Here is a 25,822-nt window from a genome sequence, read left to right as displayed (position 1 = left end):
CAGCTTTTTATACGTACATCTTTTCTTTTATAGAAATGTCAGCTAACTGTCCGCTGCTGTTTTTGAACACCACGTGTTTTTTTGAAAACTTCGTTGGCGAATCAATACCGGCTGCTGCTGCTAAATTAAACAATCCTTCACGAAGCGACAGCACGTAATTGCACACGCGGTATGATTTTTCCTCAATAATAAGCGCTTTTTGCAGCTTCGGATCTGTTGTGGCTACGCCCACGGGACAACGGTTATTATGACAAACCTGCGCTTGAATACAGCCGACAGAAAACATAAAGCCTCTGGCAATATTAACGCAGTCGGCACCTAGCGATAAAGCCGTTGCAACTTTATCAGCCGTTAACAACTTACCCGATGCAAAAAGCTTCACTTCATCACGAACGCCATACTTTCTAAGCAGTTCATCCACAAAAGGCAGCCCTGAAAACAGCGGCACGCCGGCTCCGTCTGCTAATTCTTGAAACGATGCGCCTGTTCCGCCTTCTGCTCCGTCGATCGTAATAAAATCAGGACCGCTTCCCGTCTCTTTCATATACGCCGCCATTTCTTCAAGGTCATTTGTGTTGCCTACAACCATTTTAATGCCTACTGGCTTGCCGCCTACATCTCGAAGTTTTTCAATAAACTCAAACATTTCAGGATACGACGCAAACTCTTTAAAACGGTTTGGACTGTCTACAGATTCTCCTGGCTTCAAGTTGCGAATTTCAGCGATTTCTTCCGTTACTTTTGAACCGTCCACGTGACCGCCTCGCGTTTTAGCTCCTTGCGCCAGCTTGATTTCAAACGCTTTGATTTGCTTCATTTCACTTTTCTTTTTAAATTCTTCCCATGAAAATTCGCCTTCTTTTGTCCGAACGCCAAAAAGCCCTGGACCAATTTGAAAAATAATATCAACGTTTCCTTTTAAATGATACGGTGAAAGTCCGCCTTCTCCCGTGTTCATCCACGTACCGCCTGCTCGCCCTAATCCTAGTGATAAAGCGGTAATCGCATGGTCACCAAGTGCTCCAAAGCTCATGCCTGACTGACCGATTAATCCTCTTACAACAAACGGCTTTTTGCATGAAGGCCCTATAACGACCGCATCTTCATTCCGCAAATAAAACGGATCCGCTTCTTTATCTTCTCGGTGCTCTCTTCGGCTGAATAAGTTATCCGCATCCATTTTATATACTTTCGTTTTAATTTTTTGTGTATTATCCACTTTCATTTCGTCGCGCTGTTTTGGAAACACCGCGTTTCGAATATAGTAGCCCGGTTCGCTAAAATCACGTTCTGAGCCAAATCCCATCATTCGGTTCAAGTACTTACCTGACTTAACGGTTTGTTCATATTGATTTCTAGAAAACGGCTTGCCTTCGTTATTATTTAAAAATAAATACTGACGCAGTTCGGGCCCCATTTTCTCAAAAATATAGCGCATTTTCCCGAGCAGCGGATAGTTTCTCAAAACCGAATGCTCTTCTTGTTTTTCATCTTTCATCCAAAGAATAATAGCAATGATAATTGGAACTAAAATAACAAGCATCATTACCGCGCCAAAAATAAGTAAAATGATTTCAAACACTCCCATGATATCCCTCCTAAAAAGACTCCCCTGTAAGGAGAGTCACTGATTAAAGCATTCTGCTTAGTCCTTTACGAAGCGGCGGCATTTCGAGCTCGTGTTCTTTGAAGAACTTTTTCATGATATGCTTCGAATAATTGGCTGCTTGTCCGAACGAAATTTTGCCTGGAAGCGGCGGTTCATCTGCTACGACCACATCAATCACAACAGGGACATTCGCAAGCGCTGCTTTTTCAAAAGCTGTTTCTAGCTCTTCGTATTTTTCAACTCGGTAACCAATTCCTCCGCACGATTCAGCGAACTTCGCAAAGTTCATTTCACCAAGCTGCGTTTGATAATCCAAGTGACCTTGAAGCGCTTGTTCATATTTAATCATCCCGATTTCACTGTTGTTCAGCACCACTACAACGATCGGCAGCTTATACTTCACAGCCGTTACAAAATCTTGCATCACCATCGTAAAGCCTCCGTCACCGCATACGGCTACCGATTGTTTTTCAGGATGGGCAAGCTTTCCTGCAATCGCAGCCGGAAGTCCGCAGCCCATCGTTGCCAGCCAGCTGGAAACTACAAATTTTTGATTCGTCATGCGGAAATGTCTCGCCATCCATACCGTAACGTTCCCGACATCAACAGATACAATTGCATCATCATCAACTATTTTTTGAAGCTTAGGAATGACTTGCTGCGGCTTGATTGGCGTACTCACTTCATTTTCTTCTTTTTCTACGTGTTTCCACCAGTTTTCCATATTGACCTGACACTCTTCTAAAAAACGACGGTTTTCTTGATAGTCTAAATTATGCGTAAGCTGTGACAGCGTCGTTTTAGAGTCACCGACTAATCCGATTGATACAGGATAGCGTCTGCCAATTTGTGTGGCATCTGAGTCCAGTTGTATTGCTTCGGCTCCATCTGGTAAAAACTCACGGTATGGATACGAAGTCCCAATCATAATTAACAAATCGGTTTCTTCCATCGCTTCATAAGACGGCTTCGTCCCAAGCTGCCCGAGCTGCCCAAGATTATAAGGATGATGATCAGGCAGTATTCCTTTAGCGGGAAGCGTAAAAATAACCGGCGCCGCAATTTTCTCCGCAAACTGTGCTAACTCAAGCTTCGCGTGCTTTGCACCTGTTCCCGCTAAAATAACCGGTTTTTTTGCATATTTAATCGCTAGAAGCGCTTTAGCTACATCTTCTGGGTCACTGTGAGAAATCGATTTTGATACATTTGCAATTGGCGTTTTTGAGTCAATTTTAATCGTTGAAGACGGAATATCATCTGGAATAACTAATACCGCGACACCTTTTTTTGCATAAGCCGTTCGAATCGCTTGCTGCAGCAGATGCGGAAACGATTCAGGCGAGTCTACTCGGTGATTAAACACCGACACATCATCAAAAACACGTTCTAAGTTCACTTCTTGAAACGATTCATTGCCAAGCTTCTCACGTGGCACCTGTCCAGCTAGCACTAACACCGGTGCACCGTCTGCTTTCGCATCATACAAACCGTTTAACAAATGAATCGCACCCGGCCCCCCAATCGACAGACACACGCCGATTTTGCCCGTGATTTTAGCATAAGAAGATGCCGCAAGTGCCCCTACCTCCTCGTGACGGACTTGAATAAATTCAATTTCATCTCTTTCACTGCGCAAGTTGTCCATAAAATGATTGATTGAGTCTCCCGGCATCCCGAAAATGTGATCGATATTCCATTCTTTTAACACGGACATAGCTGCTTTTCCAGCTGTAGTTTTTATCATATTCAGCCTTCCTTTCTTTAACTTTGTTTCTATTCCATACCACAATGAGAGAAAGACAAAACAAGGGACTTTCCCGTTTTTATGGAAAAGTCCCTTGTTTTCAGCTGAATAATTTAAATAAACTAAATTTTTTCATCGGCTCAGGCTCTAATTGATGAACCGGACGACCATCGATAATTGCTTCCGCATTTTCAATAAAAAAGTAAAGTTCTGAAGCACCGTATATATCGGAAATGTAATCATACGCTTTTGAAAGTGAATAGTCGTGGTAATTGCGAGCATGAACGCCAGAGGCAATCACGTGGGCCAAGCGGTATTTAATAAACGTAAACGCCGCTTTTTTTTCTTTCTTTCCGTTTAAACCGAGAATACTAGCGGCACTTAGCTGAACGAGTACGCCTTTTTTAACAAGCTCATACAAACGCTCAGGATGATCTCGAAAAATCGGATGACATTCTGGTGAACGAAGAATTGGCACAACGCCTTTTGTTAGAAGATCATACAGTATATTTTCAAAATAAGGTGAGACATCATATTCAGGCAGTGAAAGAAACAAATATTTATCGGTGTGATTAAGCGTAAGAAGCTGATTTCGCTCATAGTTTCGCAGAAGTTGAGGCGATAAAGGGACAAGCTGACCTGGTAATACTTGAAGAGGAATATATGAATTTGTGAGCCATTCATTAGCTGCATTCACATAGAGAAATAAATGGTGTTTCATAAACTCTTGATCACTATCATAAAGCGGCGTCGCCACAACAGACTGAACACCTTGATCCGCTAAGGAGCGTGCCATCTTCAAAAAGCCGTCTACTTCCTCAGGTCCGCTATCGATATTAGGCAATATGTACGTATGAATATCAATCACTTTATTCCCCTCCTGCGTTTTGTATAGCTCTATTCTACGACGATTTCTCATATGAAACTATGTATTCTTCTCGACATTTACCACCACGAACCCCGGAAAACCGCGTCCTTTCCTGTTCTCCACTTAACTAACAATATTTTACTATTATTCTATGTGAAAACGCAAACATAATCTGTAAAATAACTCCAAATAATAATGAGAAAAGAAGGGACTGAAATAGGTCTTTGTATGCAAATACCCCGATTAAACGAATGTTAATCAGGGTACAAAGGGAAATATTAAAAGATCCCTAGGAATTTTGTTTTTTTGATGCGTTCAGGCGGTAAAATTTGAATACCTTGACCATTAAATGTAGCTTCAGCATTTTGCATCAGCAGCTGAGCCGTCTCAGCTCCTTTTTCTTTTGTGATTACATCATAAGCCTGACGCAATGAATGCTGCTTGTAGTTATCCAAGCTTGCACCAGAAGCAATCACATGAGCAAGGTTACGTTCAATAAACTGCATCGCAGCTTTTTTTGCAGGCTTGCCGTTTTTACCAATAATACTATCTGAAGATAATTGTACAATAGCTCCTTTTTTAACAAATTTATACAATGCATTTTTATGTTCTAAAAAGTATGGGTGACATTCAGGTTCACTAATAATCGGGACAATTTTATTTAGCTAAATTTCATATACCAGCTGTTTAAGATAATCCGCCTCTTCCTGTTTAGGAATGGTTAACACGATATATTTTTCATTTGAAGCAAGCATAGCATCACGGCGTTGATAAGATTCTGCAAACGTACGGTTCGCCACCACTTCCGTTCCTTCAACAATCGTAAGAGGGATATTGTTATCTTTTAATGTTTGGTTTGCTTCTTTTACATAGAGAGAAAGAGAAGTATTCGTTTCCTTATCTAAAGTTGTCGATACTCCTTTACACCTTGACTAACTAAATATTTAGCGGCATCTAAAAACTGTTGCTTGCTGCTTGCCGCTCCCGGTAACATGTGGGTATAAATATCTATCACAAAATCTTCTCCTTATTTTCAGATAATTATCTGGAAATTCTAACATTATATTCATTATTTTAGCACACTTGTCTTACCTAAATAATAACCTTTAGGACCATAACAAAAAGCCTGTTTATAACAAATAGGCTTTTGTAAATCAAAATATACCTAGAAATTTCCCTTTCTTTACCCGCTCTGGTTGTTCTTTAAAGATAGCCTTACCCTCGACTATATAATCTGCATTCTCCATGAACTTATAAAGTACCTGTGTTCCAAACTGTCTGGATACCATATCGTAGGCTTTAGGTAAAGTATAGCTCTCATAAGTATCCGCACATACGCCTGAAGCAATTATATGTGCCAAGCCTTTATCAATAAAAGTTAAAGCGGCTTTCTTCTCTTTTCGACCATTTTCACCAACTATACTATCTGATGATAGCTGAACAATAGCACCTCTTTTTACGATTTCATAAAGCAGATCAGAATCCTCAAGAAATGTTGGATGGCGTTCTGGCTCATTAATAATGGGAACAATACCTTTTAACTGAAGCTCATAGAGAATTTGTTCATTTAAAACGTTGGTGTTTTCATTTGGAAGCTGTAAAAACATATATTTTGTAGAGTGGTTAATCGGAAGATGTACATTCTGTTCAAATGCTTGAATAAGACAATAATGAATCGTTATCTTCTATCCAGGAAGAATAGTGAGAGGAATAAAAGCATGCCGCAAGTGTTTATTTGCCGCCTCAACGTATAGCATAATATTTTGCTTCTCTAAATCTTGTCCGTTATAAGTGGGGGAAGCCACCACATTCTTTACACCTTGATCAACTAAAGACTTTGCCATTGTTAAAAAAGCATTCACATCACGCGGACCTTTTTCTACGTTAGGCAAGATATGAGTATACAAATCTACCACAGCGATTCCTCCTTTAGTAACTATGCTAAGGATTAATATGTATTATCTTAATACTTTCTTCAATGATTTTCAATAAATTCCAATTATTATCACATGATTTTTACACGTAATTTATTTACAAACTATATATATTAGTTATGCACTTTACCTTTTACTCCCTTATATACAATAAAAAAACCTGTCGTTCGACAGGTTTAAGAAGCTGTAAAATATTCTTTTAAATAGCTAGCCCATGCTTTATTACCTTTTTTAGCTGGAACATGCTGTTTTTGAATCAAATAATCTAGTATTTTGTCTGACCTGTAATCAGGCCACGCACTCCAGTGGTTTAAGTACTCATAGCCCTTCTCTTCGGCAAAATCTTTTAAGGCATCTGCTTCTTTTGGATAATTACTGGCATTATATATCGGCTGTGAAGGCTGAAGAATCGTCACAAGATTTGAATTGGAATTTGTCAGGTGAGACATAATAACATTTAAGTTATCGAGCGTATTTGTAATACCTACTATACCATTGTCATTTAACAGAAATGGCTCACATAATAATACATCTGGTTTCTCTTTTATAATATCTTCATATTCTTTATTTCGAACAAAATCTAATGTTGTAGTATCTTTATATTCTAATACTTTCACATTAATAAGTGAACCATATGTATTTTTTAATGTTTCTTTGAGCATAGCAGGCCATCCTGTTGAATCTGTTGATGTTGCCTGTGAACCCACAATTAATAAATTCATAGGTTTTCCTGATTTTTCTGCTTCTTTAAGTTTAGCTACAACAGATTTTGGAAGATTTTTAGTGTACTCTTCCCAACTTCTATTCTTTGTTTTACTTGCCATTTCGTTTGATGCAACTGCAGTTTCTACTAATGTTGACGTTCCAGCAGATGTTTGTTTATTCCAATACAACTTACCTCCGATAATAGTCCCGATAAGCACAATAATTGCTATAATGTTTACCATTACTTTCATAAACTAACTCTCTTATTTTTCACTTATCTTTCCATTATAATATATTTTTTACTTATTTTTTATGAAAAATGATTAAAACTGACAATTTTTTGATAGAATATAAGAATGGTTGTGTACTTTGTCACATAATGAAAGACACGAACTATATACCCGAAAAAATTGTAAAGGACGAGAAAAATGGAAACAGAACAAGACCTGCAGCGCAAGCGCAGAAAACGCAAATCCAAAAAGAAAAAAGGCTTTAAAATTGCTTTAGCTATTATTTTACTTCTTATTCTTGGCGTAGGGATTTATGGTTATTCAGTTTACAGTTCAGTAGCAAATACACTAAATCGAACACACGATCCACTAAGCCGAGAAAAATCAGAAAAGCGTTCTGAAAAAGTAAGTCTTGCAAAACACGATCCAATTTCAATTCTATTACTCGGTGTTGATCAGCGCGGAGCTGATCGAGGGCGCTCAGACTCACTCATGCTGTTAACAGTAAACCCAGACAAACAGTCGGTCAAAATGGTGAGTATCCCTCGTGATACACGCACTGAAATTGTTGGCAAAGGCACGCAAGACAAAATAAATCACGCGTATGCTTATGGCGGCGTTGATATGTCAATTAACACGGTTGAAAATTTTTTAGATGTGCCAATTGATTACTATGTACAAGTAAATATGGAAAGCTTTAAAGACATTGTGGATGCAGTTGGAGGCGTCACGGTAAATAATACGCTAGATTTCACATATGAAGGCCATCACTTCGAAAAAGGAACGCTTGAATTAAACGGAGAAAACGCCCTGAAGTACTCTCGCATGCGCTATGACGATCCACGTGGTGACTTTGGTCGCCAATCTCGTCAGCAACAAATCATTCAAGCCGTTATTGACGAAGGAGCAAGTATCAAATCTCTGACGAATTATGGTACAATTCTAGATGCTATTGGGGATAACGTTAAAACCAACCTTACGTTTAATGATATGAAAGAAATTCAATCAAACTATAAAGAAGCCCGTAATAATGTGGAGCATATCCAAATTAACGGTACAGGTAAAAAAATCAATGGTATTTACTACTATGAAGTACTGGATGCAGAGCGTACTAAGATTTCACAAACTTTAAAAGAGAATTTAAATTTAAGATAAATTAATTTAAAAAAGCTTCTTATACCATATCTAAATTATTAGTGTGGTATAAGAAGCTTTTCTTATAAATGAACATATTATTAGCATGTATTCATAGTTGCATTATAATTTATTACTTTATAACACTAAACTGATAATTATCAGTTTAAACGAACTTAAAATAGCGTGGACCTTTACCAAGTCCGGTAAAGGTCCACGCTATTTGTAAATTCAATTACTGCCGTAATAGTAGTAATAATCTCCTGACTCAATTTTGCGGTTATTCAAAATAACACCTAATAACTTAGCCTTCGCATTAGTTAATAATTCTTTAGCTTTTTGAGCAGCATTTCTATCTGTTGCACCGCTGCTGACGACTAAAATTGTAGCTTCAGCCTTGTTAGACAAAACTTGAGCATCCGTTACAGCCAAAGTAGGTGGCGTATCAAATACGATAAAATCAAAGTTGTCATACATTGTTTGCAACAATTCATCCATATTTTTAGAGCCCAAAAGCTCCGAAGGATTTGGAGGAATTGGACCACTTGTTAAAACTAATAGGTTAGGAATATCAGTTTGGTGAACAGCATCTAATAATTTCGTTTTTTTAGTTAAGACATTTGTAAACCCAATGTGATTCTCTAATCTAAATGAGAAGTGCGCTGTAGGCTTACGCAGGTCGGCATCAACCAACAAGACTCTCTTACCTTGCTGTGCATATACAATAGCTAAGTTAGTAGCGGTTGTTGATTTCCCTTCTCCTGGACCAGCAGACGTCATTACCAAAGAGCGAATGTCTTCGTCTAGACTAGAAAACTGAATGTTGGAACGTATTGTACGATATTGTTCAGCTACTGGTAACTTAGGATTAGTATGAGCAACTAATCGGCGCTTTACTGTTAATGTTTTATCGTTGACTTGATTCTTTTTACGAGCCAATTGATTCCCCCCTTACTCTACTACTAGCTTGATTAGAAACTCGAGATGATCTAGAGGAAGAGACCGGAATGTCCTCAATATTTGCTATAACACCCATAACTGGGAGGTCTAAATACTTCTCAATATCTACTTCTGTTTTAATTGATTTATCAGAGAATTCTAATACAAATGCAGTCGCAATGCTTATAATTAAACCAATTACAATACCAATTAAAATATTTAAAGCTGGTATTGGTTTCACCGGATTAATATTTTCTTTTACTACAGCTTTAGATAATATATTTACATTATCTACGTTCATGACCTTAGAGACTTCTGCTTTAAAAACTTTGGCTGTTTCATTAGCAATTTTGGCAGCCATTTCTGGTGACTTGTCCTCTACTACTATTTCAACAATCTGAGATTCTTCAGCACTTGTCACTGAAATTTGTTTATTGAGCTCATCTGCATTTCTTTCTAGATTTAAGTTTTTACGTACTTTATCCAAAACAGTCGGGCTTTTGATGATTACATTATAAGTATTAATTAATTGGACGTTTGCCTGCAGTTCAGTAGTATTATAGATTTGTTGCTCAGACTTGGTTTGATTTACAAGTAATTGTGTTTTCACATCGTACATTGGCGTTAAAACGAAAAAAGTAAGTACGGCACTAACTGTTGCAGTAATAACCGTAATTAATGCAATAAGCCAAAGACGCTTTTTTAAAGCCTGAAACAACTCCTTTAAAGTAAGTGTTTCTTCCATGATGACCTCCAATAAAAAAGATAAATTCACATAGCTTCTATTATAATAGAGTTTTTATACAACATCTATGATTTTTTATAAATTTTAGATAAAAATAGAAAAAAACGTCAAGATATTAAAGTTAAAATGAATCTTTTTACACTAAAAAAGCTATTCAAAATTAAAACAGTACTTTTTTAGTTCTTTAAACCCACTATATCATCGACCATTCCCATGACATAAGACTCTAATAGATTAATTGCTTTATCACTATCCTGTGTAGAATTCCCCTTAACTGCAAAATAAAATTTAGCTTTAGGCTCTGTTCCTGATGGACGAATTGTAAACCAAGAACCATTTTCTAGATAGAACTTTAATACGTTTGATTTTGGTAAATGAATTGTTTCAGTAATATTAGTCTCTAAAATTGTCTTTTGGCTAATTTGATAATCCTCAATTGCTACTACTTTAACACTAGCCACTTCTTGTGGCGGGTTTGTTCGGAATGACGTCAAGATATTGCCTATTTGTTCTGCTCCATCTTTTCCTTTTAAAGTTATTGATTGAAGTGATTCTTTATAAAAGCCATACTGTTCAAAGATTTCTAGCAAGCCTTCGTATAAAGACTTACCTTGCATTTTATAGTAAGCAGCTACCTCCGCAGCAAAAATTGCTGACTGAACTGCATCTTTGTCACGTACAAATTCGCCTATTAAATACCCATAACTTTCTTCATAACCAAATTCAAATGTATATTCTTTTGTTTGTTCAAATTCATTAATTTTTTCACCAATAAATTTGAAACCAGTTAACGTATCAATTGTATTTAGACCAAAACTTTCGGCAATTGCACGTCCAATTTCAGAGGTAACTATAGTTTTAACCACAACGCCATTTTCAGGTAGCATCCCTTTTTCTTTCTTTTGAGACAGTAAATAGTGAAGCATAAGTGCACCCATTTGATTTCCTGTTAGTACAATATAATTGTCATTGTTATCTTTCACAGCAATACCTAAACGGTCTGCATCTGGATCTGTTCCCATTAAAATATCAGCTTCAATTTCTTTACCATATTTAATCGCCAGTTCAAATGCTGCATGTTCTTCAGGATTAGGTGATTTAACTGTTGAAAAATCTGGATCAGGTAGTTCTTGCTCTTTAACAACTGTTACATTGCTAAAGCCGAAAGCTTCTAATCCTGCACGAACTAGTTTGTTAGCTGTGCCATGTAATGGCGTAAACACAATCTTTAAGTCCTTTCCTAACTTTTCAACCATTTCTCGGTTAAGTTGAATCGTTTTTAACTGTTCAATATAAGCAGAATCTATCTGTTCACCAATATATGTTAACAATTCCTTTTCGAGCAGTTGACTTTCTTCCATTACTGGAATTGTTAATTCGTTTTTTACTGCATTAACATAACTAATAATTGTATCTGCAACTTCTGGAGGAATTTGCCCTCCATCTTCTCCATAGACTTTATACCCGTTATATTCCGGTGGATTGTGACTTGCTGTAATAACAATACCAGCAAATGCACCTAAATGACGAACTGCAAATGATAACTCAGGTGTAGGTCGCAATTCTTCAAATATATATGTCTTAATATCATGTTGTCCTAGTACTTTTGCAACCTCTAGGGCAAATTCAGGGGATTTATGGCGTGAATCATAAGCAACAACTACACCTCGTTTTTTCGCTTTTTCACCATTTTCTTCAATATAATTAGCCAATCCCTCTGTTGCTTTACGAATCATATATAAGTTTAAACGATTCGTACCTGGTCCTAGTTCTCCTCGCATACCACCTGTTCCAAATTCAAGATTTTTATAGAATGCATCTTCTACTTCTTTCTGGTTTTCTTGCATTAATAAAAGCTCTTCTTTTAATTCACTGTCTAAATGATCAAATGTTAGCCATTTCTCTAGTTGTGTTTGCCATGTCATAGTTATGTCCTCCTTTGTTGTTAGGGTGTGAAGCAATTAGTTCTACATTTCCTTTAATAGCAAAAGTATCTATTGCATTCGGCAAGATAAAATGATCACCCTTCTTCAAAGGAAACTCGCCTTCTTCTGTAATAAGCATTCCATTTCCCTTAATAACACTTGCTAATATAAAATGTACACCATGCGTTAGTTCCAAGGAAGTTTGAACATCCCACTTATAAACAGTAAAATAATCTTCCTCTACAAATGTTGTAATTGTTCCTCCATTTATTTTTGCAGTTGCAGATTCTACTTTCTCTGCTACATGTGGGACCGTGGTCACTTCAATTGCTTTATTTAGATGAAGTTCACGTAATTTCCCATCTTGGCCAGGGCGATCATAATCATATACGCGATATGTGGTATCAGAACTTTGTTGAGTTTCTAATACTAATGTTCCTTTACATAAAGCATGTATAGTACCACTTGGAACATAGAAAAAGTCTCCTGGTTTAATCTTTACTCTTTGTAAAAGCTTATTCCAGTTTCCTTCTTCAATTAATTTAACCAGTTCTTCCTGTGATTTTGCATGATGACCAAAAATCATCTCTGCATCTTCATCACAATCAATAATGTACCAGCATTCTGTTTTACCTAGCTCACCATTTTCATACTCATCTGCATATTCATCGTCTGGATGAACTTGTACTGATAAATCATCATTTGCATCTAAAATTTTAATTAATAGTGGAAACCGGTCACTTTCAAAACGGCCAAAAATTTCTGGGTTTTCTTCCCATAACCGCCCTAATGTTTTCCCCTGTAATTCTCCGTTCTTAACAATGTTTTCACCATTTGGATGAGCTGAAATAGCCCAGCATTCACCTGTTTGGTTTGAAGGAATTTCATAGCCATAAAGCTCATTTAATTTCGTTCCACCCCAAATCCTTTCTTGAAATAAGGGCTTTAAAAATAATGGTTGTTTCAATGCTTACACATCTCCTCTAATACTGTTTGCTAAAATGTATGTATAATCTTATTAAAATTCATAACTGAATTTTTAACTTTATAAGTTATAGAACATGCTGGAGTTAAATGATAAACCAAAGAAAGAGTAGGATTAACAATACCTACTCTTTCTCGAGGATAATTAGGCCTTCTTCAAACTCAATACATGTTCAGTTATTTCCTCCCAAGTCATGAATAAGCGGACAATATCTTCTTCAATTAATTGTGACCCCGTTTGAACTTCAATGATTTCCAAATCAGTATTGGCTTTTATAGCATGCTTGTCTCCTGATTGAATTCGAAGAACATCACCAGGTTTCACAGTGCTAAGCTTATCATTTAAGATAAACTCTCCTTCACCTTTGATAATAGTCCATACTTCATCACGATAATCATGTAATTGATAACTTAAGTTTTTACCGGCATCTACGCCAATGCGCTTTGTTAAGACTTCTTTTCCTTGTTCAAACTTCGTATAATCTAATACCCGATACCATCCCCAACGACGCTCCTCATACATAGGACGATTATCAAATTCTCCCACTAGTTCTTTAATTCTTGGACTAGCTTCTTTATCAGAGACTAAGATGCCATCTGGACTAGATGCTACAACTAAATTAGAAGCCCCCAACACGGTAACTGGAATATCTAATTCATTAATTAAATGAATATTTGTACTGTCCTCACTAATAACGCCTTTACCAATTTGGCTTGTTGCCATTTCTTCTGTTAATGTATTCCAAGTACCTAAGTCTTTCCAGTATCCATCGTATGGAAGAACAACAATTTTTTCTGCTTTCTCTACTACCTCATAGTCAAAACTGATTTTAGGAAGCCCTTCATACTGTTTTAACAACTCATCGTATTGAATCGGCAAGCCTTTTTCTTCTAAGATTGAAATGACATAGCCTAATTTAAAAGCAAATACACCGCAATTCCACAGTGCACCTTGCTCGATAAGGGTTGCTGCTTTATCTTCGGATGGTTTTTCTGTAAAACGACTTACTGGCAAATACTCGTTATTACCTTCGTTATTTGCCGGTACAATATAGCCATATTTAGCTGAAGGATAAGTCGGTTTTACTCCTATCAATGCAAGTTGAGCATCGCTATCATGTACAGCTTTTTCTAAGTCTTTTACACGGTTAAAAAAGCGATTCTCCACATAAGGATCTACAGGTAACACAGCTACTACTTCTTCTAGCCCCGTGTCTTGTACACTATATAAATATGTAGCAGCTAAAGCGATAGCTGGAAAAGTATCTCGACGACAAGGTTCTACGATTAAATCAGCTTTGTTATCTAATTGACTATGAATCATGTCCACTTGTGATTTACTAGTAGCTAATACTGCCGAATCAGCTAACTCCACATTCTCTAATTGTTTCCAAACACGTTGTACCATAGATTGTAATTCTTGATTATCATCTTCTAACACTTTTAAAAATTGTTTAGATCTAGCATCATTTGATAAAGGCCATAGTCTTTTTCCTGAACCACCTGATAAAAGTATCGTTTTCATTTAATTCCCTCTTTTCTTCGCAACATATTCTTGAATAAAAATCTTAAAAAATAAACTATCATTTATAAAGTATCTTCTAAACATGCGTTTAGGTTCTTTGACAAAACGATAAAACCATTCTAGACTGGACTTTTGCATCCATACAGGTGCTCTTTTTACTGTACCGGCAATAAAATCAATTGACGCACCTATCTGTAAAGAAACAGGTACCTTTAGTTCCGATAAATGGTTATAAATAAAAAATTCTCCTTTTGGAGAACCTAAAGATACTAGTAACATATCAGGTTGGTAATCTACGATTTTCTGTATACATTCTTGAAGCACAATAGGATCTTTTTCGAATCCAAAAGGAGGTGAAAAACCTTTAATTGGAAAATCATAATTGAAATCTTTTTGAATTTTCTGTATAGCTAAATCTGCTACACCTTCTCTAGAACCAAAAATAAAAACTTTATACTGTTTTTTTTGAGCTAATTTAAATAACTCTGGAGTTAGATCTGAGCCGGATACTTTTTCTTTCAATTCAGACTTTAGCACTCTAGATGCTTGTACGATAGGCATCCCATCTACTAAAATTAAGTCTGCATTATCGTACACCTGTTTGAATTTTTCATTTTTATAAGTATTTACAATATGATCAACATTTGGAGTAACAACATAACTACATTGGTTATTTTTTTTATTAATTTCAACCGTGTCTTCAATTCTATTAATAGCTTCTAGCATGGTTAAATTATCAAAATTAATGTCAAATAATTTAACTTGATTAGTTGTCAATACACTCATCCTTTTAGATCCATTCTTTGTATAATTTTCTCTATTTTTCTCGGTAACTTATCAGATGAATAATATGTTTCAAATGTATTCATGGCATTTACTGATAAATCTTTTAACATATTTGGATTAGACTTTATGGTATTTAATTTATTTATAAACTCATTACTATCATCTGCTATTAATATTTCTTTTCCATTCTCCCAGATAAGTCCCTCAGCACCAATTGACGTAGAGATTACAGGTATACCTTTTGCGAAAGATTCAATAATTTTCACACGCTGCCCGCTTCCTACAAAAAGAGGGACAATGCTGATATCACATAACTCGATATATTCATCTACATCATCCACATAGCCAGTTACAAAGACATTTTCTCCATTGTGATATGACTGAATAAAAGCAGGTGGTTTACTTCCTACAATGTAAAGTTCGTACTCAGAATGATTTAACTTTGGCCATACATTTTCCATAAACCATTTCAAGCCATTTTGATTGGGATACCATGACATTGAACCCAAAAATAATAATTTGAATTTTCCACCTTCATGCTTTTTAGGTTCATACTTTTTATTTAATTTTATATGAATTGGCAAAACTGATAGCTTTTCTGTTGAAACTCCAAATTCATGAAACTCCTGCTGATCGTTTTTACTTAAGCAAATAATCTGAGATGATTCATGCATAGATTGAATTTCGAATTTTTTTAATTTTGCGTATTCATAGGTCCCTAGAATCTTTTTTACACGGCTACTTTCTGTTTCTATAAAACGCTTAAAGATTAAACTTTCTACATTGTGCTGATCTAATAATATAGGGATATCATTAAAATGTTTGTTGTATACCATCATCGGCAAATGATCGACATAAATAAAATCATAGGTGTTTTTCTTTATGTAAGTTAGCAAATGCTCTTTAAAGCGGTTATCATAAAATTTATTAATACTATAAGGCCACGCGCTAAAAAGACTGCTTGCATAATCTTTTATGAAAGCTGATTTAGAAGCGCTTCTAACTAAAGTTTTAACAACAACATTCACGTTATCGGTAATATCTTTCAAAGCATCTACATGTTTTAACTCATCCTGTGAGTTAGCAAAGCAAAGTAAATCAATATTGTAAATTTTTGATAAAGCTACGATTGTATTGTAGCTTTTTATTTTCCCACCATTATCTAACGGGTAAGGAATGAGGTTTGTGATGAAAAGAATCTTTTTCATAAGTCTCACTTCTCTCTAAATCTTTTCTTTGACAATAAAACTTCTACTTTAAATTTAAAGTAGAAGTTTTTTAACTGAAACAATTAAATCATTTTTTATTAATTTAACTAACGAATAGATTAAAACTAAACCAATTACTAAAATCGGTATAAAAAACTCAAAAGCAGTTACATTATTAGACAAAACGTAGAAATAATAGACAACTAATAATGTTGTAACTAGCAACAGGTTGGTGAATTTCTTAGTATTTTTCCATTTGTGATTTTTAATCGCTGGCACATAAGAATTTACACCTATTATAAATAACAACATAACAATAAATTCTGTAATAATTGTCGCTAAAGCTGCTCCATAAATCCCCCATATGTTGATGAAAACAACATTTAAAACAATACTTACTATTGCACCTGTCATTTGATAATATGCTTTTTTCACCACATGCTTTTCTGTTACTAAGATACTGCCCAGATTGTTGCAAAGTAATCTAAATGGAATAGTTATCGATAAAAGCATTAATATTAAACTTGCTTCTGCATAACGTTCTCCAAATAATAATGGAACTACAAATGAAGCACAGCCTGCAACTGCAAGCATAATAATAATTCCAATTGTCAAAACGATCTTACTTCCCTGTTTAAATAAGAGAGACATTTTTTCTTCATTGTTCTCTCCCCATCTATGAACTTTAGGAATTAGATAACTTTGATAAAAAGTGGTAGGGAACAGATAAATGACGTTGAGTATTGTAAAAGCCACATTATATAGTGCAACACTTTCTTCTCCGCTCATTAGACCTATAATAAAGATATTGCTTTGAAAGTAAATAGAATAAAAGACAATTGTTGAACCATAGGGTAATAAATATTTAAAAGCTGTTTTAGTACTAGGTATATCATTTAAGGTCCGATTTTTATATGGTGCATGTCCTTTCAATTCTACTTTTTGTTTATATAATCTTCTTATTATTCTAAAGTAAACATAAATTAGTATAAACGCTCCTACTGCATAACCTATTCCAATGAATAACAGATTTGCACCAATAAATGAAGCAATCAGTACTACTAAAAACCGCAAACCTTGTACAGAAAACTTTAGAAATGAAAGTTTTTGGTATTTTTCTTCTAGTTGATACACAGCCTCAGCGGCAGTTGAAAAAGTTAAAGACAATAAAATTGAAATAAAAATAATTGTAAGGATTTTCGTTGAATCCGATACAGACATATAGTAAGTAGAAACTAGTAGTCCGACAATAACAATGCTTGCAATTATTAGGTTAATTTTAATTGTAGGTCTTACCCATCTATGTGCCTTCCATCCCTCAACTCCAAAGGCCCGCAACCAATTCGATCCAGCCCCAAAGGCAGCTGCCCCCCCTAGAATAGTTACGATATTAATAGCTGAAGTGAACGAACCGTAATCTTCTACTTTTAATATACGTGCTAACAATAATTGGGTGAAAAAGGCTATGCCCACAGCACCGAATTGCGATATCCATAGAACAGAAATATCCAGGATATTTTTATTTTTGCTACTAGCTAACTTTTTCTTTAATGACATTTAAAAAACTCCAATTAAGCCGATTTGATAGTTAAGTCCTTATCGATTAGCTGAATTTTATTATTGCCTTCCTCTTGAACAAAATAACTAATCTTAGGAGAATAATTATATACAAAACATTCTTTATTTAAATACTTAGCTGCTACAGCTACGTGCAATCTAGAAGTAAAAATCACTTTACTTTCATTAATTACTGCAAGCTTTTCTTCATAATTCTTACAGTCATTATACTCAACAGAAATAGTACCATTAAGTCTTTCAATGCTTTCTTTTAAAGAAATGCTCAGCTCTCTGTCTCTTACAGAATCTGTGTCTATAATTATAATTCTATTTGCTTTGTACTCTTGACATAATCTAATCGCCATTTCTGATACAGGCAATAATTCAGAACCTATAGTAGTATTCGAATAATCGCTTAAATCACGCCATGCTAACACAAGACTATTATTATTTGTTTGCACCGGCAAAGAACTCGCCAATACTTTTAGTGTTTGATTTGCAGGATCTTCTACTAGCTCAATTGATGCTTTTGATGATTTCTTTTTCCAATTTAAAGCTTTCTTTAACGATGTTTTATCCCGAAACGTTAAAATGCTTGAAATATTAATTAGCTTTTTAGTCTTAAATAATCTTGAAGTCTTGCTAAGATTACCAATTCCTACTCCTAGATAGCCAACTTTCTTGCTTAATAGTTTTGCATAAATCATATACTTGAAATATCCGTCTCCATCTTCATCTGTAAAGCAGGTGCCTCCGCCCCAAAAGACTGCTTTGCTGTTTTGCGAAGCTTTTTTAAAGATCTGAAATTTCCCTATCTTGGAGTCCGGCCAAATCCATACTTTCACATTAGGGTAGGCTTCTTTTAATAACCAGCTAACCTCTCGATAAGCTAAAATATTAACTCTTAAATCATGCTTTTTAAATTCATCTAATAAACTCTTTAACATAAGGTCATCCCCGAAATTATCCATCCCATAATAACCTACAAGAGTAATTTCACTGCCTATATCAACAACACTTGAAAAATTAGTTCCTAATGTCATAACTGTCCCAACCTTGTTTGTTTATGTTCTTCATAAATTTTTATAGAGAATATACAAATTATCACAAATAAAATAAAAGTTTGATTGTTGTTATTTGCCCAGCCAGTAAAGTTATATAGAAAGATGTTAATTACACTTATGATTATTGCTAACGCATAGTATGAGTGTGTACCTTTCTGAATAATTACTGTTATCATTTTAAATAACACAGTCCCCAAAAGACCTACATAACACAACGCGAAAAAGATGCCGCCTTCAGCAAATAATAATAAATACATATTGTGAACGGGTTGAGTATACGCAAATCCGCTGCCCATTGTCGCTACTGTATCTGTATAGTTATTAGGGCCAACTCCTATAAAGAAGTTTTTGAAATTAGCTGTGATAATATCCCAGCTAATAACACTTAGGTTCCCTCTATAACTTGCTTGATATAATAAATCAGAATCTCCAAATCTCTCCATCAAAGCATCTGAAAATACAAAAATAAATGTTAAAATAGCCAGCGTAAAAATAGATAGGTACCACAGCAACTTATTTGCAGGTTCATCCGTTCTGTATCGAATAATAGAGGTTCCTAAAAACCCCAGAAAGAAAGTTGCTAACATAATTACAATTGATGTTCTTGCATTTGTTAGTATGATTAACGATGCACAAAGCAAAATTGATAAAAATACTAAACAACTTCTGATTTTTGTTTTCTTTTCTGAATTCAAATAATATAAAAGAAGAAAAGGCATTACAAGCGTTAAAAAAGCACCTAATATACCCGGGTGCCCAAGCGTACCACTTAACCCTTTTTCTGCTGCACCAAATACAGTTTCTGCTCGAAATGGATTTTTGCTTTCTCCAAGTATACGGAAGCCTACATATTGACCAGTAATATATTGTGTAATTCCAATTCCAAATTGCACTGGTAAAAGTAAAATAACTCCCTTTAAAAAGAAATCCCATATAGAAGAAAAAGTTAATTTGAGCATCATAAATACAAAAAGCATCATAAATATTAACCTTACAACAGTATAAGATGCTGCTGGTTTATTATCTGCAAAGAAAAATGAAATAATTGAAATCAATGTAAAGAAGACAAATAATATAATTTCTAAAGATTTTAATTGTCTCTTTGAAGCTAAATGTTTATCTGTAATTTCTTTTAAAAAGACCGGACTCAAAGCAAGAAGTATTAGAAAAAACTGATTGACGACTAAAGCTCCTCTTAATCCCCCCGGATGACTTGCAGAAAATCCTCCATTGAATGGATACAAAGGAAATTCGATATTAAAAGCTAAAGTAAAAAAGAATAAAATAATTAATGTCTTTTTGATACCTGAAAAATTGAGTAAAAGGAGCATGATTGAGCCTAACAATATAACAGCAAACATACCTACTCCAATTAAAAAACTTTTATAAGCAACAAATGATAAAAAAGCACCAAGAAAAATGCTTATCAAAACACTAAATAGAATAAGTACTGTTTTATTACGTTCTTTTATATACATAGTTAAAGAATTCATCTATTTTCACCTTATATACTCATTAACATTTAAAAAGCATCGTTGGAACCAAAAAGTACTTTAAATGTTTTTAATATTATTTTACAATCTAACAAATTACTTTGATTTGTTATGTAATACAAATCTAATTCCACCATTTCTTCAAATCCAATATTACTTCTGCCTCCCACTTGCCACATGCCCGTACAACCCGGTGTTACAAGTAAGCGCTGTTTATGATATTCATTATATTCTGCAACTTCCCTAGGTAAAGGTGGTCTTGGCCCTACTAAGCTCATATCGCCTTTCAACACATTAAACAATTGAGGCAATTCATCAATGCTGGTCTTTCTTATAAATCTGCCTACTTTCGTTACACGAGGATCATTTTTCATTTTAAACATAGCACCGCTTGTTTCATTATGTTTCAATAGTTCCTGGAGCTTCGCTTCAGCATCTGTAACCATTGACCGAAACTTATACATATTAAATTCTTTGCCGTCTTTGCCGATCCTTTTTTGTGAAAACAAAACAGGTCCCTTAGGATCTTCAATCTTTATTGCTATAGAAATTATTAGAAAAACTATCGAAAGTAGTATCAACCCCACACTAGTAAGCACTATATCTAGGGTTCTTTTTGCAAATTGAAACGACATACTATTATTTACTGTTACATTTGGATATTGTTTAGCAACAGATGTATCTGAAACAGCTTTATTTCCTACCATTTCTGACAATGTTTAATCCCCTTTCCCCTGTAGTATGATTAATTAATATTCACTTTTTTCTTACTTTCTCGTTCAATAATAGAAGTCATCACTTCCAGTAATTCATCTCGCATTTCTTCATGTTGCAGTGCAAATTCCAGCGTTGTTTGAATGAAGCCCAATTTCTCTCCAACATCGTAACGCGTACCTTCGAAATCATAAGCAAAAACACGCTGAATTTCATTTAACTTTTGAATAGCATCCGTTAATTGAATTTCGCCACCTGCACCTACTTCTTGCTGTTCTAAGAACATGAAAATTTCCGGTGTAAATACATAACGCCCCATAATTGCTAAATTAGAAGGCGCAGTACCTGCTGCTGGCTTTTCAACAAATGTATTTACTTGATAACGTCTTCCTTCTTTCGAAATTGGGTCTACAATTCCATAACGGTGAGTTTGTTCATCTGCAACGGTTTGAACGCCAATTACAGAAGATAATGTGTTTTCATATTCATCCATTAACTGCCTTAAGCAAGGTGTTTCAGCTTGGACAATGTCATCACCTAATAACACAGCAAATGGTTCATTTCCAATAAACTTCCGAGCGCACCATACAGCATGACCTAAACCTTTTGGTTCTTTCTGTCGAATATAATGTATTTCTACGTTTGAAGATTGACGAACTTTTTCTAACAATTCAAACTTCTCTTTTTCTACTAAATTATTCTCCAGCTCCGGTGCATAATCAAAATGATCTTCAATCGCTCGTTTTCCTTTGCCTGTTACAATAATAATATCTTCAATACCAGACTCAATGGCTTCTTCCACTATATATTGAATAGTAGGTTGATCAACGATTGGCAGCATTTCCTTTGGCATTGCTTTTGTAGCTGGTAAAAAGCGGGTTCCTAAACCAGCTGCTGGTATTATAGCTTTACGGATTTTCTTCATACATTCTATACCTCTTTCTTTTTTTTCTTCTTTATTATTTAATTATGTAATAATAGAATAAATACTTATGAAAGAGTTACTGCTAGTAACTCTTTCGTAAGTATTTATTCAATAAAGTCGGGCATCTAACCCACCCTCACACCGTACTTTTGACGACAAGCGTCTAAGGTGTCAATCACCCACAGTACAATCGAGTATCTCCATTGATAAAGGTGAGGAGACATTACCTTACTATTTCATTTCTAATATTGAATAATAAACTATATAATCTAAAGAATTAACAAATTTGTAAGAACCTTTAACATACCTTAACTAAAATATGCCTAAAAATTTCTTGCGCTGTATTCGTTCTGGCGGCTCTATAAAGCAAGTTTTCCCCTCTACCACACATATTGCATTTTCATTAAATTGATAAACTAAGTCAATGCCATACTCTCTTTCTACTATGCTTAATGCTTCTTTCATTCTAAAAGATCTCCCAGCTACATTATGAGCATCTGAAGCAATAAAATGAGTTAGATTGGCTTCAATCAATTGATGAGAAAATTTCTTAATTTTTTTCCCGAAATCACCAGCTAGACTAGAAGCAGTTAATTGTGTTAATGCCCCTCGGCTCACAAAATTATATAGAAGATCAGGTTCTTCAATTAAACGGCTATTTCGCTCCGGATGTACAATAATAGGTGTAAGCCCCTCTGACTGAAGATTGAATAAAAGTTGTTCTGTATATCGTGGCACTTGGCTAGATGGGAACTCTACGAATATATATTTACCTGTATTGTTTAGCGTAAGAACTCGGCTAGCATGATATTCCTCGACCATTTCCCCAAAGATACGCGACTCTTGCCCGGGTAAAATAGTTAAAGGTAATTCCTGTTCTTGCAACACTTGATTTAATAAACGTACCTGCTGTTCAATACTTTCTTTTTCATTTATGTATTTTCCATTCTGGTGATGAGGTGTAGCGACAATAATATGAATCCCTTGTGAGATTGCTTGTTTTGCCATTTCAACACTCGATGCTATATCTTTTGCACCATCATCAACACCAGGTAATATATGACAATGTAAATCTATCACCTTCACCTTCACCATCCTTCAAAAGTCCTACAAAAACATTATCAATACTAGCATAGCTTTTTTATAGGTTCAATGTCTGTTTTTGTCGAAATACCCCGAATACCAGTTTTATATACTTTTTATATTATTTAATCAGGTCTTATTACCCATTAAAATTATCGTGAATATATTTCAAAATTATAACAGTGTAATATTAATGTTACGAAAAAAATGTAAATGTATAGGTTATTGCCCAAAATTATCTATTTAGAATTTTACCAATAAAACCTTATATTTTCTTGAGCCAACAGACTTGTTTATAAGAAAAATTTAAAATTTTCTCGAATTTACTAAATGATTTTTTGATACCGTTTCCATCGTTGCTAAAATAAAGTTATTAGTATTTTTAAACTTTGTGAAAATCACCTCGATTAGTCTATTATACTCATCAAAACAAGGAACTAAATACCTATTTTTTTAAAAAAATGTCCTTTTAAATTATATGTCGTTTATTGCGTAAAAGATCATATGAATAACAAAACAGGTACGCTACCTTTTGCAAATAAGAATTTCTTTTTAGATTTTAACAATTTACTATTAATAAATCTGCGGCTAAGAAGATAATCCATTTAAATGTGTATAAATACTAGTCACTTTTGTTTCCTATAATAAAAACTCTACCATTAAAAAATGATAGAGCTGCATATTAATTAGTTTATAACATAAGAGGTATCCATTCTAGCTTCATAATAACTATTTGCTCCTGAATTACTCTTGTCTTTCGCATGCACAATTAAGGTATACGTCCCTTCGCTTTGAGGAATCCACGTTACTTTATTACTTGATCCATACTCTTGCAGCATTGTAAGAGTTCCTTTCTCGTCTCTCACATAAAACCGATATTCCGGTTCGATGCTTCCTTCAGATATTGCTGTCAGTGTTACAGATGTTCCTTCTGTTTGAGGGCTTGCCTTGTCTGTACTCATACTCACTTCCGTAACTTTTCCTGCTTCTACTTGATAAGTCTTCTCTGTGCGTGCTTCATAGTAACTATTTGCACCTGATCTACTCTTATCCTTTGCATGCGCAATTAAGGTATACGTTCCTTTGCTTTGAGGGATCCACGTTACTTTATTACTTGATCCGTACTCTTGCAGCGTGGTAAGAGTTCCTTTTCCATCTCTTACGTAAAACCGGTATTCCGGATCGCTGCTTCCTTCGGACGTTGCTGTCAGTGTTACAGATGTTCCTTCTGTTTGAGGGCTTGCCTTATCTGTACTCATACTCACATTCGTAACTTTCCCTGCTTCTACTTGATAAGTCCTCTCTGTGCGTGCTTCATAGTAACTATTTGCACCTGATTTACTCTTGTCTTTTGCGTGTACAATTAAGGTATACGTTCCTTTGCTTTTGGGGGTCCACGTTACTTTATTACTTGATCCGTACTCTTGCAGCATTGTAAGAGTTCCTTTCTCGTCTCTCACATAAAACCGATATTCCGGTTCGATGCTTCCTTCAGATGTTGCTGTGAGTGTGACAGGCGTTCCTTCTGTTTGGGGGCTTGGCTTATCTGTACTCATACTCACATTCGTAACTTTTCCTGGTGTATAACTTTTCATAAGGTAGGCTGATGAAATATATCCCGCTGATTGCTGATCTAACGTACTGACAGGATACCATACAAATTGCCTTTCACTTCCTGAATCTTGATCATATTTAAAGTCTCCATTAACAACCAAGGCTGTATCTTTAGCTAACGTACTAATAGTTGAAGAGGTTCCTGGCTGCGACCTTAAATTCACGCCATCACCTGTTACCGTTACTTTATTACCCAATTTAAAAGAGTAGGTTGACGAATGCAACTGATCAGTTAAAGTATACTCTTTTTTTGAAAATTTGATATTTTCATCTTGAGATACATCGTAATCAAAGTCTTCTGTAGTAAAAGGAAACTGTCCTAGCTTAAGTTTAGAATCATTTACAAAACTGTAGTATTCTATTAAAGCAAAAACTTTTTCTTGGTATGCTTCCGTATTTTTTTCACCAGTAGATTGATAAAGAGGACTATTTACTGGCTTGGTTCCATTGTAAGCCATCACTGGAAAATACCAATTTTCAATTATTTCTCTTCCCACTCCTTTTATTTTAGGAAGATCAGTCCGATTGTACATATCACTAAGTATCCGAACACCTGTCTGAATATTATAATAAACATCGTATTTTAACCTCTCTTGATCGTAGGTTGACTGATTTGTAATTTGCATAAGCCCAATTCCACCGTCTTGAGAAATTCTAGGTTTACCTTCGTTGTCGAATTGACTCCAAATACGATTATCTTCTGTTGCCCCGCTTTCTTTTGTAGCTATCGCTTTTACAACTTCAGGTGGGATATCTGCTTCTAGAGCTGCATTCGTCAATAAACAATTTACATGCTGCAGTGAGGGATTCTGTTTTTGCTTAATTTCACCGTATGAGGCACATTGAGAGGGTTGTTCAACTTCTGCAAATGCCTCTCCATGAAACCAGCCTAGTGCTAAGCAGGTTAATAAACCCACTCTCATTAAAATTACTTTCATTACTTCATTCTCCAATCTAGTTAATGAAGTATATTTTACCATAGAAGGATTTCATTTTAATATAATCAAAGATTTTTTAAAACTTAAATAGTTTAGTA

At 35.1% G+C, this 25,822-nt stretch carries 21 protein-coding genes and 1 pseudogene; 1 reads left to right on the top strand and 21 read right to left on the bottom strand.

Annotated elements, in window-relative coordinates; translation table 11 throughout:
- Positions 1-7 precede the first annotated feature (7 nt).
- From LIS78_RS05790 to LIS78_RS05765, 7 genes and pseudogenes are all read right to left on the bottom strand, one after another.
- Positions 8-1,588, bottom strand: a complete 1,581-nt coding sequence (locus LIS78_RS05790) for an FMN-binding glutamate synthase family protein (RefSeq protein ID WP_252284809.1) — start codon at positions 1,586-1,588, stop codon at positions 8-10.
- A 43-nt stretch (positions 1,589-1,631) separates the two neighbouring features.
- Positions 1,632-3,353: a pyruvate oxidase gene (locus LIS78_RS05785; protein ID WP_252284808.1), complete on the bottom strand. Its 1,722-nt coding sequence runs from the start codon at positions 3,351-3,353 to the stop codon at positions 1,632-1,634.
- 100 nt (positions 3,354-3,453) lie between these two features.
- Complete coding sequence (locus LIS78_RS05780) at positions 3,454-4,221, bottom strand: tyrosine-protein phosphatase (RefSeq protein ID WP_252281868.1); 768 nt, start codon at positions 4,219-4,221, stop codon at positions 3,454-3,456.
- A gap of 278 nt (positions 4,222-4,499) precedes the next feature.
- Positions 4,500-4,865, bottom strand: coding sequence for a CpsB/CapC family capsule biosynthesis tyrosine phosphatase (locus LIS78_RS05775; protein WP_286676964.1), 366 nt, complete (start codon positions 4,863-4,865; stop codon positions 4,500-4,502).
- A 21-nt stretch (positions 4,866-4,886) separates the two neighbouring features.
- Positions 4,887-5,021 carry a hypothetical protein gene (locus LIS78_RS31280; protein WP_286676948.1) on the bottom strand — a complete coding sequence of 45 codons (135 nt, stop codon included), beginning with the start codon at positions 5,019-5,021 and terminating at the stop codon, positions 4,887-4,889.
- A 354-nt stretch (positions 5,022-5,375) separates the two neighbouring features.
- A pseudogene (locus LIS78_RS05770) lies at positions 5,376-6,137 on the bottom strand (tyrosine-protein phosphatase).
- Between the two features lie 194 nt (positions 6,138-6,331).
- Positions 6,332-7,111, bottom strand: coding sequence for an SGNH/GDSL hydrolase family protein (locus LIS78_RS05765; protein ID WP_252284806.1), 780 nt, complete (start codon positions 7,109-7,111; stop codon positions 6,332-6,334).
- Between the two features lie 177 nt (positions 7,112-7,288).
- On the opposite strand from LIS78_RS05765, the gene tagU reads away from it, so the two are divergent.
- A complete protein-coding gene (tagU, locus tag LIS78_RS05760) occupies positions 7,289-8,245 on the top strand; it encodes a polyisoprenyl-teichoic acid--peptidoglycan teichoic acid transferase TagU (protein ID WP_252284805.1) in 957 nt (318 codons plus the stop codon).
- Between the two features lie 210 nt (positions 8,246-8,455).
- Here tagU and LIS78_RS05755 read toward each other — a convergent pair whose 3' ends face one another.
- The 14 genes from LIS78_RS05755 to LIS78_RS05690 form a co-directional block, all read right to left on the bottom strand.
- A complete protein-coding gene (locus LIS78_RS05755) occupies positions 8,456-9,163 on the bottom strand; it encodes a CpsD/CapB family tyrosine-protein kinase (RefSeq protein WP_252281861.1) in 708 nt (235 codons plus the stop codon).
- The gene (locus tag LIS78_RS05750) at positions 9,153-9,908 is read right to left on the bottom strand and encodes a YveK family protein (RefSeq protein WP_098792459.1); all 756 of its coding nucleotides are present in this window, start codon (positions 9,906-9,908) and stop codon (positions 9,153-9,155) included. Before LIS78_RS05750 ends, LIS78_RS05755 begins: the two co-directional genes overlap by 11 nt.
- Positions 9,909-10,084: 176 nt before the next feature.
- Positions 10,085-11,833 carry a phospho-sugar mutase gene (locus LIS78_RS05745; RefSeq protein ID WP_252284804.1) on the bottom strand — a complete coding sequence of 583 codons (1,749 nt, stop codon included), beginning with the start codon at positions 11,831-11,833 and terminating at the stop codon, positions 10,085-10,087.
- The gene (manA, locus tag LIS78_RS05740) at positions 11,793-12,800 is read right to left on the bottom strand and encodes a mannose-6-phosphate isomerase, class I (protein ID WP_252284803.1); all 1,008 of its coding nucleotides are present in this window, start codon (positions 12,798-12,800) and stop codon (positions 11,793-11,795) included. Before manA ends, LIS78_RS05745 begins: the two co-directional genes overlap by 41 nt.
- Before the next feature lie 162 nt (positions 12,801-12,962).
- A complete protein-coding gene (locus tag LIS78_RS05735; protein ID WP_252284802.1) occupies positions 12,963-14,342 on the bottom strand; it encodes a sugar phosphate nucleotidyltransferase in 1,380 nt (459 codons plus the stop codon).
- Entirely contained in the window at positions 14,343-15,119 is a 777-nt protein-coding gene (locus LIS78_RS05730) for a WecB/TagA/CpsF family glycosyltransferase (RefSeq protein WP_252284801.1), read from the bottom strand.
- A 5-nt stretch (positions 15,120-15,124) separates the two neighbouring features.
- Complete coding sequence (locus tag LIS78_RS05725) at positions 15,125-16,336, bottom strand: glycosyltransferase (RefSeq protein ID WP_252284800.1); 1,212 nt, start codon at positions 16,334-16,336, stop codon at positions 15,125-15,127.
- A 54-nt stretch (positions 16,337-16,390) separates the two neighbouring features.
- Positions 16,391-17,893: an oligosaccharide flippase family protein gene (locus LIS78_RS05720; RefSeq protein ID WP_252284799.1), complete on the bottom strand. Its 1,503-nt coding sequence runs from the start codon at positions 17,891-17,893 to the stop codon at positions 16,391-16,393.
- Between the two features lie 14 nt (positions 17,894-17,907).
- On the bottom strand, positions 17,908-18,936 hold the full coding sequence (locus LIS78_RS05715; RefSeq protein WP_252284798.1) for a polysaccharide pyruvyl transferase family protein: 1,029 nt from the start codon (positions 18,934-18,936) through the stop codon (positions 17,908-17,910).
- Positions 18,933-20,450, bottom strand: a complete 1,518-nt coding sequence (locus tag LIS78_RS05710; RefSeq protein ID WP_252284797.1) for an O-antigen ligase family protein — start codon at positions 20,448-20,450, stop codon at positions 18,933-18,935. The genes LIS78_RS05715 and LIS78_RS05710 overlap by 4 nt, the downstream gene beginning before the upstream one ends.
- A 29-nt stretch (positions 20,451-20,479) precedes the next feature.
- Positions 20,480-21,157, bottom strand: a complete 678-nt coding sequence (locus tag LIS78_RS05705) for a sugar transferase (protein WP_286676963.1) — start codon at positions 21,155-21,157, stop codon at positions 20,480-20,482.
- A 38-nt stretch (positions 21,158-21,195) separates the two neighbouring features.
- Positions 21,196-22,089 carry a UTP--glucose-1-phosphate uridylyltransferase GalU gene (galU, locus tag LIS78_RS05700; protein WP_098792467.1) on the bottom strand — a complete coding sequence of 298 codons (894 nt, stop codon included), beginning with the start codon at positions 22,087-22,089 and terminating at the stop codon, positions 21,196-21,198.
- A 312-nt stretch (positions 22,090-22,401) separates the two neighbouring features.
- The gene (locus LIS78_RS05695; RefSeq protein ID WP_252284796.1) at positions 22,402-23,169 is read right to left on the bottom strand and encodes a tyrosine-protein phosphatase; all 768 of its coding nucleotides are present in this window, start codon (positions 23,167-23,169) and stop codon (positions 22,402-22,404) included.
- A gap of 689 nt (positions 23,170-23,858) precedes the next feature.
- Positions 23,859-25,724: a transglycosylase SLT domain-containing protein gene (locus tag LIS78_RS05690; RefSeq protein ID WP_252284795.1), complete on the bottom strand. Its 1,866-nt coding sequence runs from the start codon at positions 25,722-25,724 to the stop codon at positions 23,859-23,861.
- Positions 25,725-25,822 lie beyond the last annotated feature (98 nt).

Source organism: Priestia megaterium, from assembly GCF_023824195.1.
Classification (GTDB): domain Bacteria; phylum Bacillota; class Bacilli; order Bacillales; family Bacillaceae_H; genus Priestia; species Priestia megaterium_D.
Note: the sequence above shows the minus strand (reverse complement) of the source record. Positions and strands in the feature narration are given on the sequence as shown.

What these genes read in the sequence shown, in the direction of transcription:
- LIS78_RS05790 (WP_252284809.1), bottom strand. Translation starts at nt 1,588, where the DNA reads ATGGGAGTGTTTGAAATCATTTTACTTATTTTTGGCGCGGTAATGATG.
- LIS78_RS05785 (WP_252284808.1), bottom strand. Translation starts at nt 3,353, where the DNA reads ATGATAAAAACTACAGCTGGAAAAGCAGCTATGTCCGTGTTAAAAGAA.
- LIS78_RS05765 (WP_252284806.1), bottom strand. Translation starts at nt 7,111, where the DNA reads ATGAAAGTAATGGTAAACATTATAGCAATTATTGTGCTTATCGGGACT.
- tagU (WP_252284805.1), top strand. Translation starts at nt 7,289, where the DNA reads ATGGAAACAGAACAAGACCTGCAGCGCAAGCGCAGAAAACGCAAATCC.
- LIS78_RS05750 (WP_098792459.1), bottom strand. Translation starts at nt 9,908, where the DNA reads ATGGAAGAAACACTTACTTTAAAGGAGTTGTTTCAGGCTTTAAAAAAG.
- LIS78_RS05745 (WP_252284804.1), bottom strand. Translation starts at nt 11,833, where the DNA reads ATGACATGGCAAACACAACTAGAGAAATGGCTAACATTTGATCATTTA.
- LIS78_RS05735 (WP_252284802.1), bottom strand. Translation starts at nt 14,342, where the DNA reads ATGAAAACGATACTTTTATCAGGTGGTTCAGGAAAAAGACTATGGCCT.
- LIS78_RS05725 (WP_252284800.1), bottom strand. Translation starts at nt 16,336, where the DNA reads ATGAAAAAGATTCTTTTCATCACAAACCTCATTCCTTACCCGTTAGAT.
- LIS78_RS05720 (WP_252284799.1), bottom strand. Translation starts at nt 17,893, where the DNA reads ATGTCATTAAAGAAAAAGTTAGCTAGTAGCAAAAATAAAAATATCCTG.
- LIS78_RS05715 (WP_252284798.1), bottom strand. Translation starts at nt 18,936, where the DNA reads ATGACATTAGGAACTAATTTTTCAAGTGTTGTTGATATAGGCAGTGAA.
- LIS78_RS05710 (WP_252284797.1), bottom strand. Translation starts at nt 20,450, where the DNA reads ATGAATTCTTTAACTATGTATATAAAAGAACGTAATAAAACAGTACTT.
- LIS78_RS05705 (WP_286676963.1), bottom strand. Translation starts at nt 21,157, where the DNA reads ATGGTAGGAAATAAAGCTGTTTCAGATACATCTGTTGCTAAACAATAT.
- galU (WP_098792467.1), bottom strand. Translation starts at nt 22,089, where the DNA reads ATGAAGAAAATCCGTAAAGCTATAATACCAGCAGCTGGTTTAGGAACC.
- LIS78_RS05690 (WP_252284795.1), bottom strand. Translation starts at nt 25,724, where the DNA reads ATGAAAGTAATTTTAATGAGAGTGGGTTTATTAACCTGCTTAGCACTA.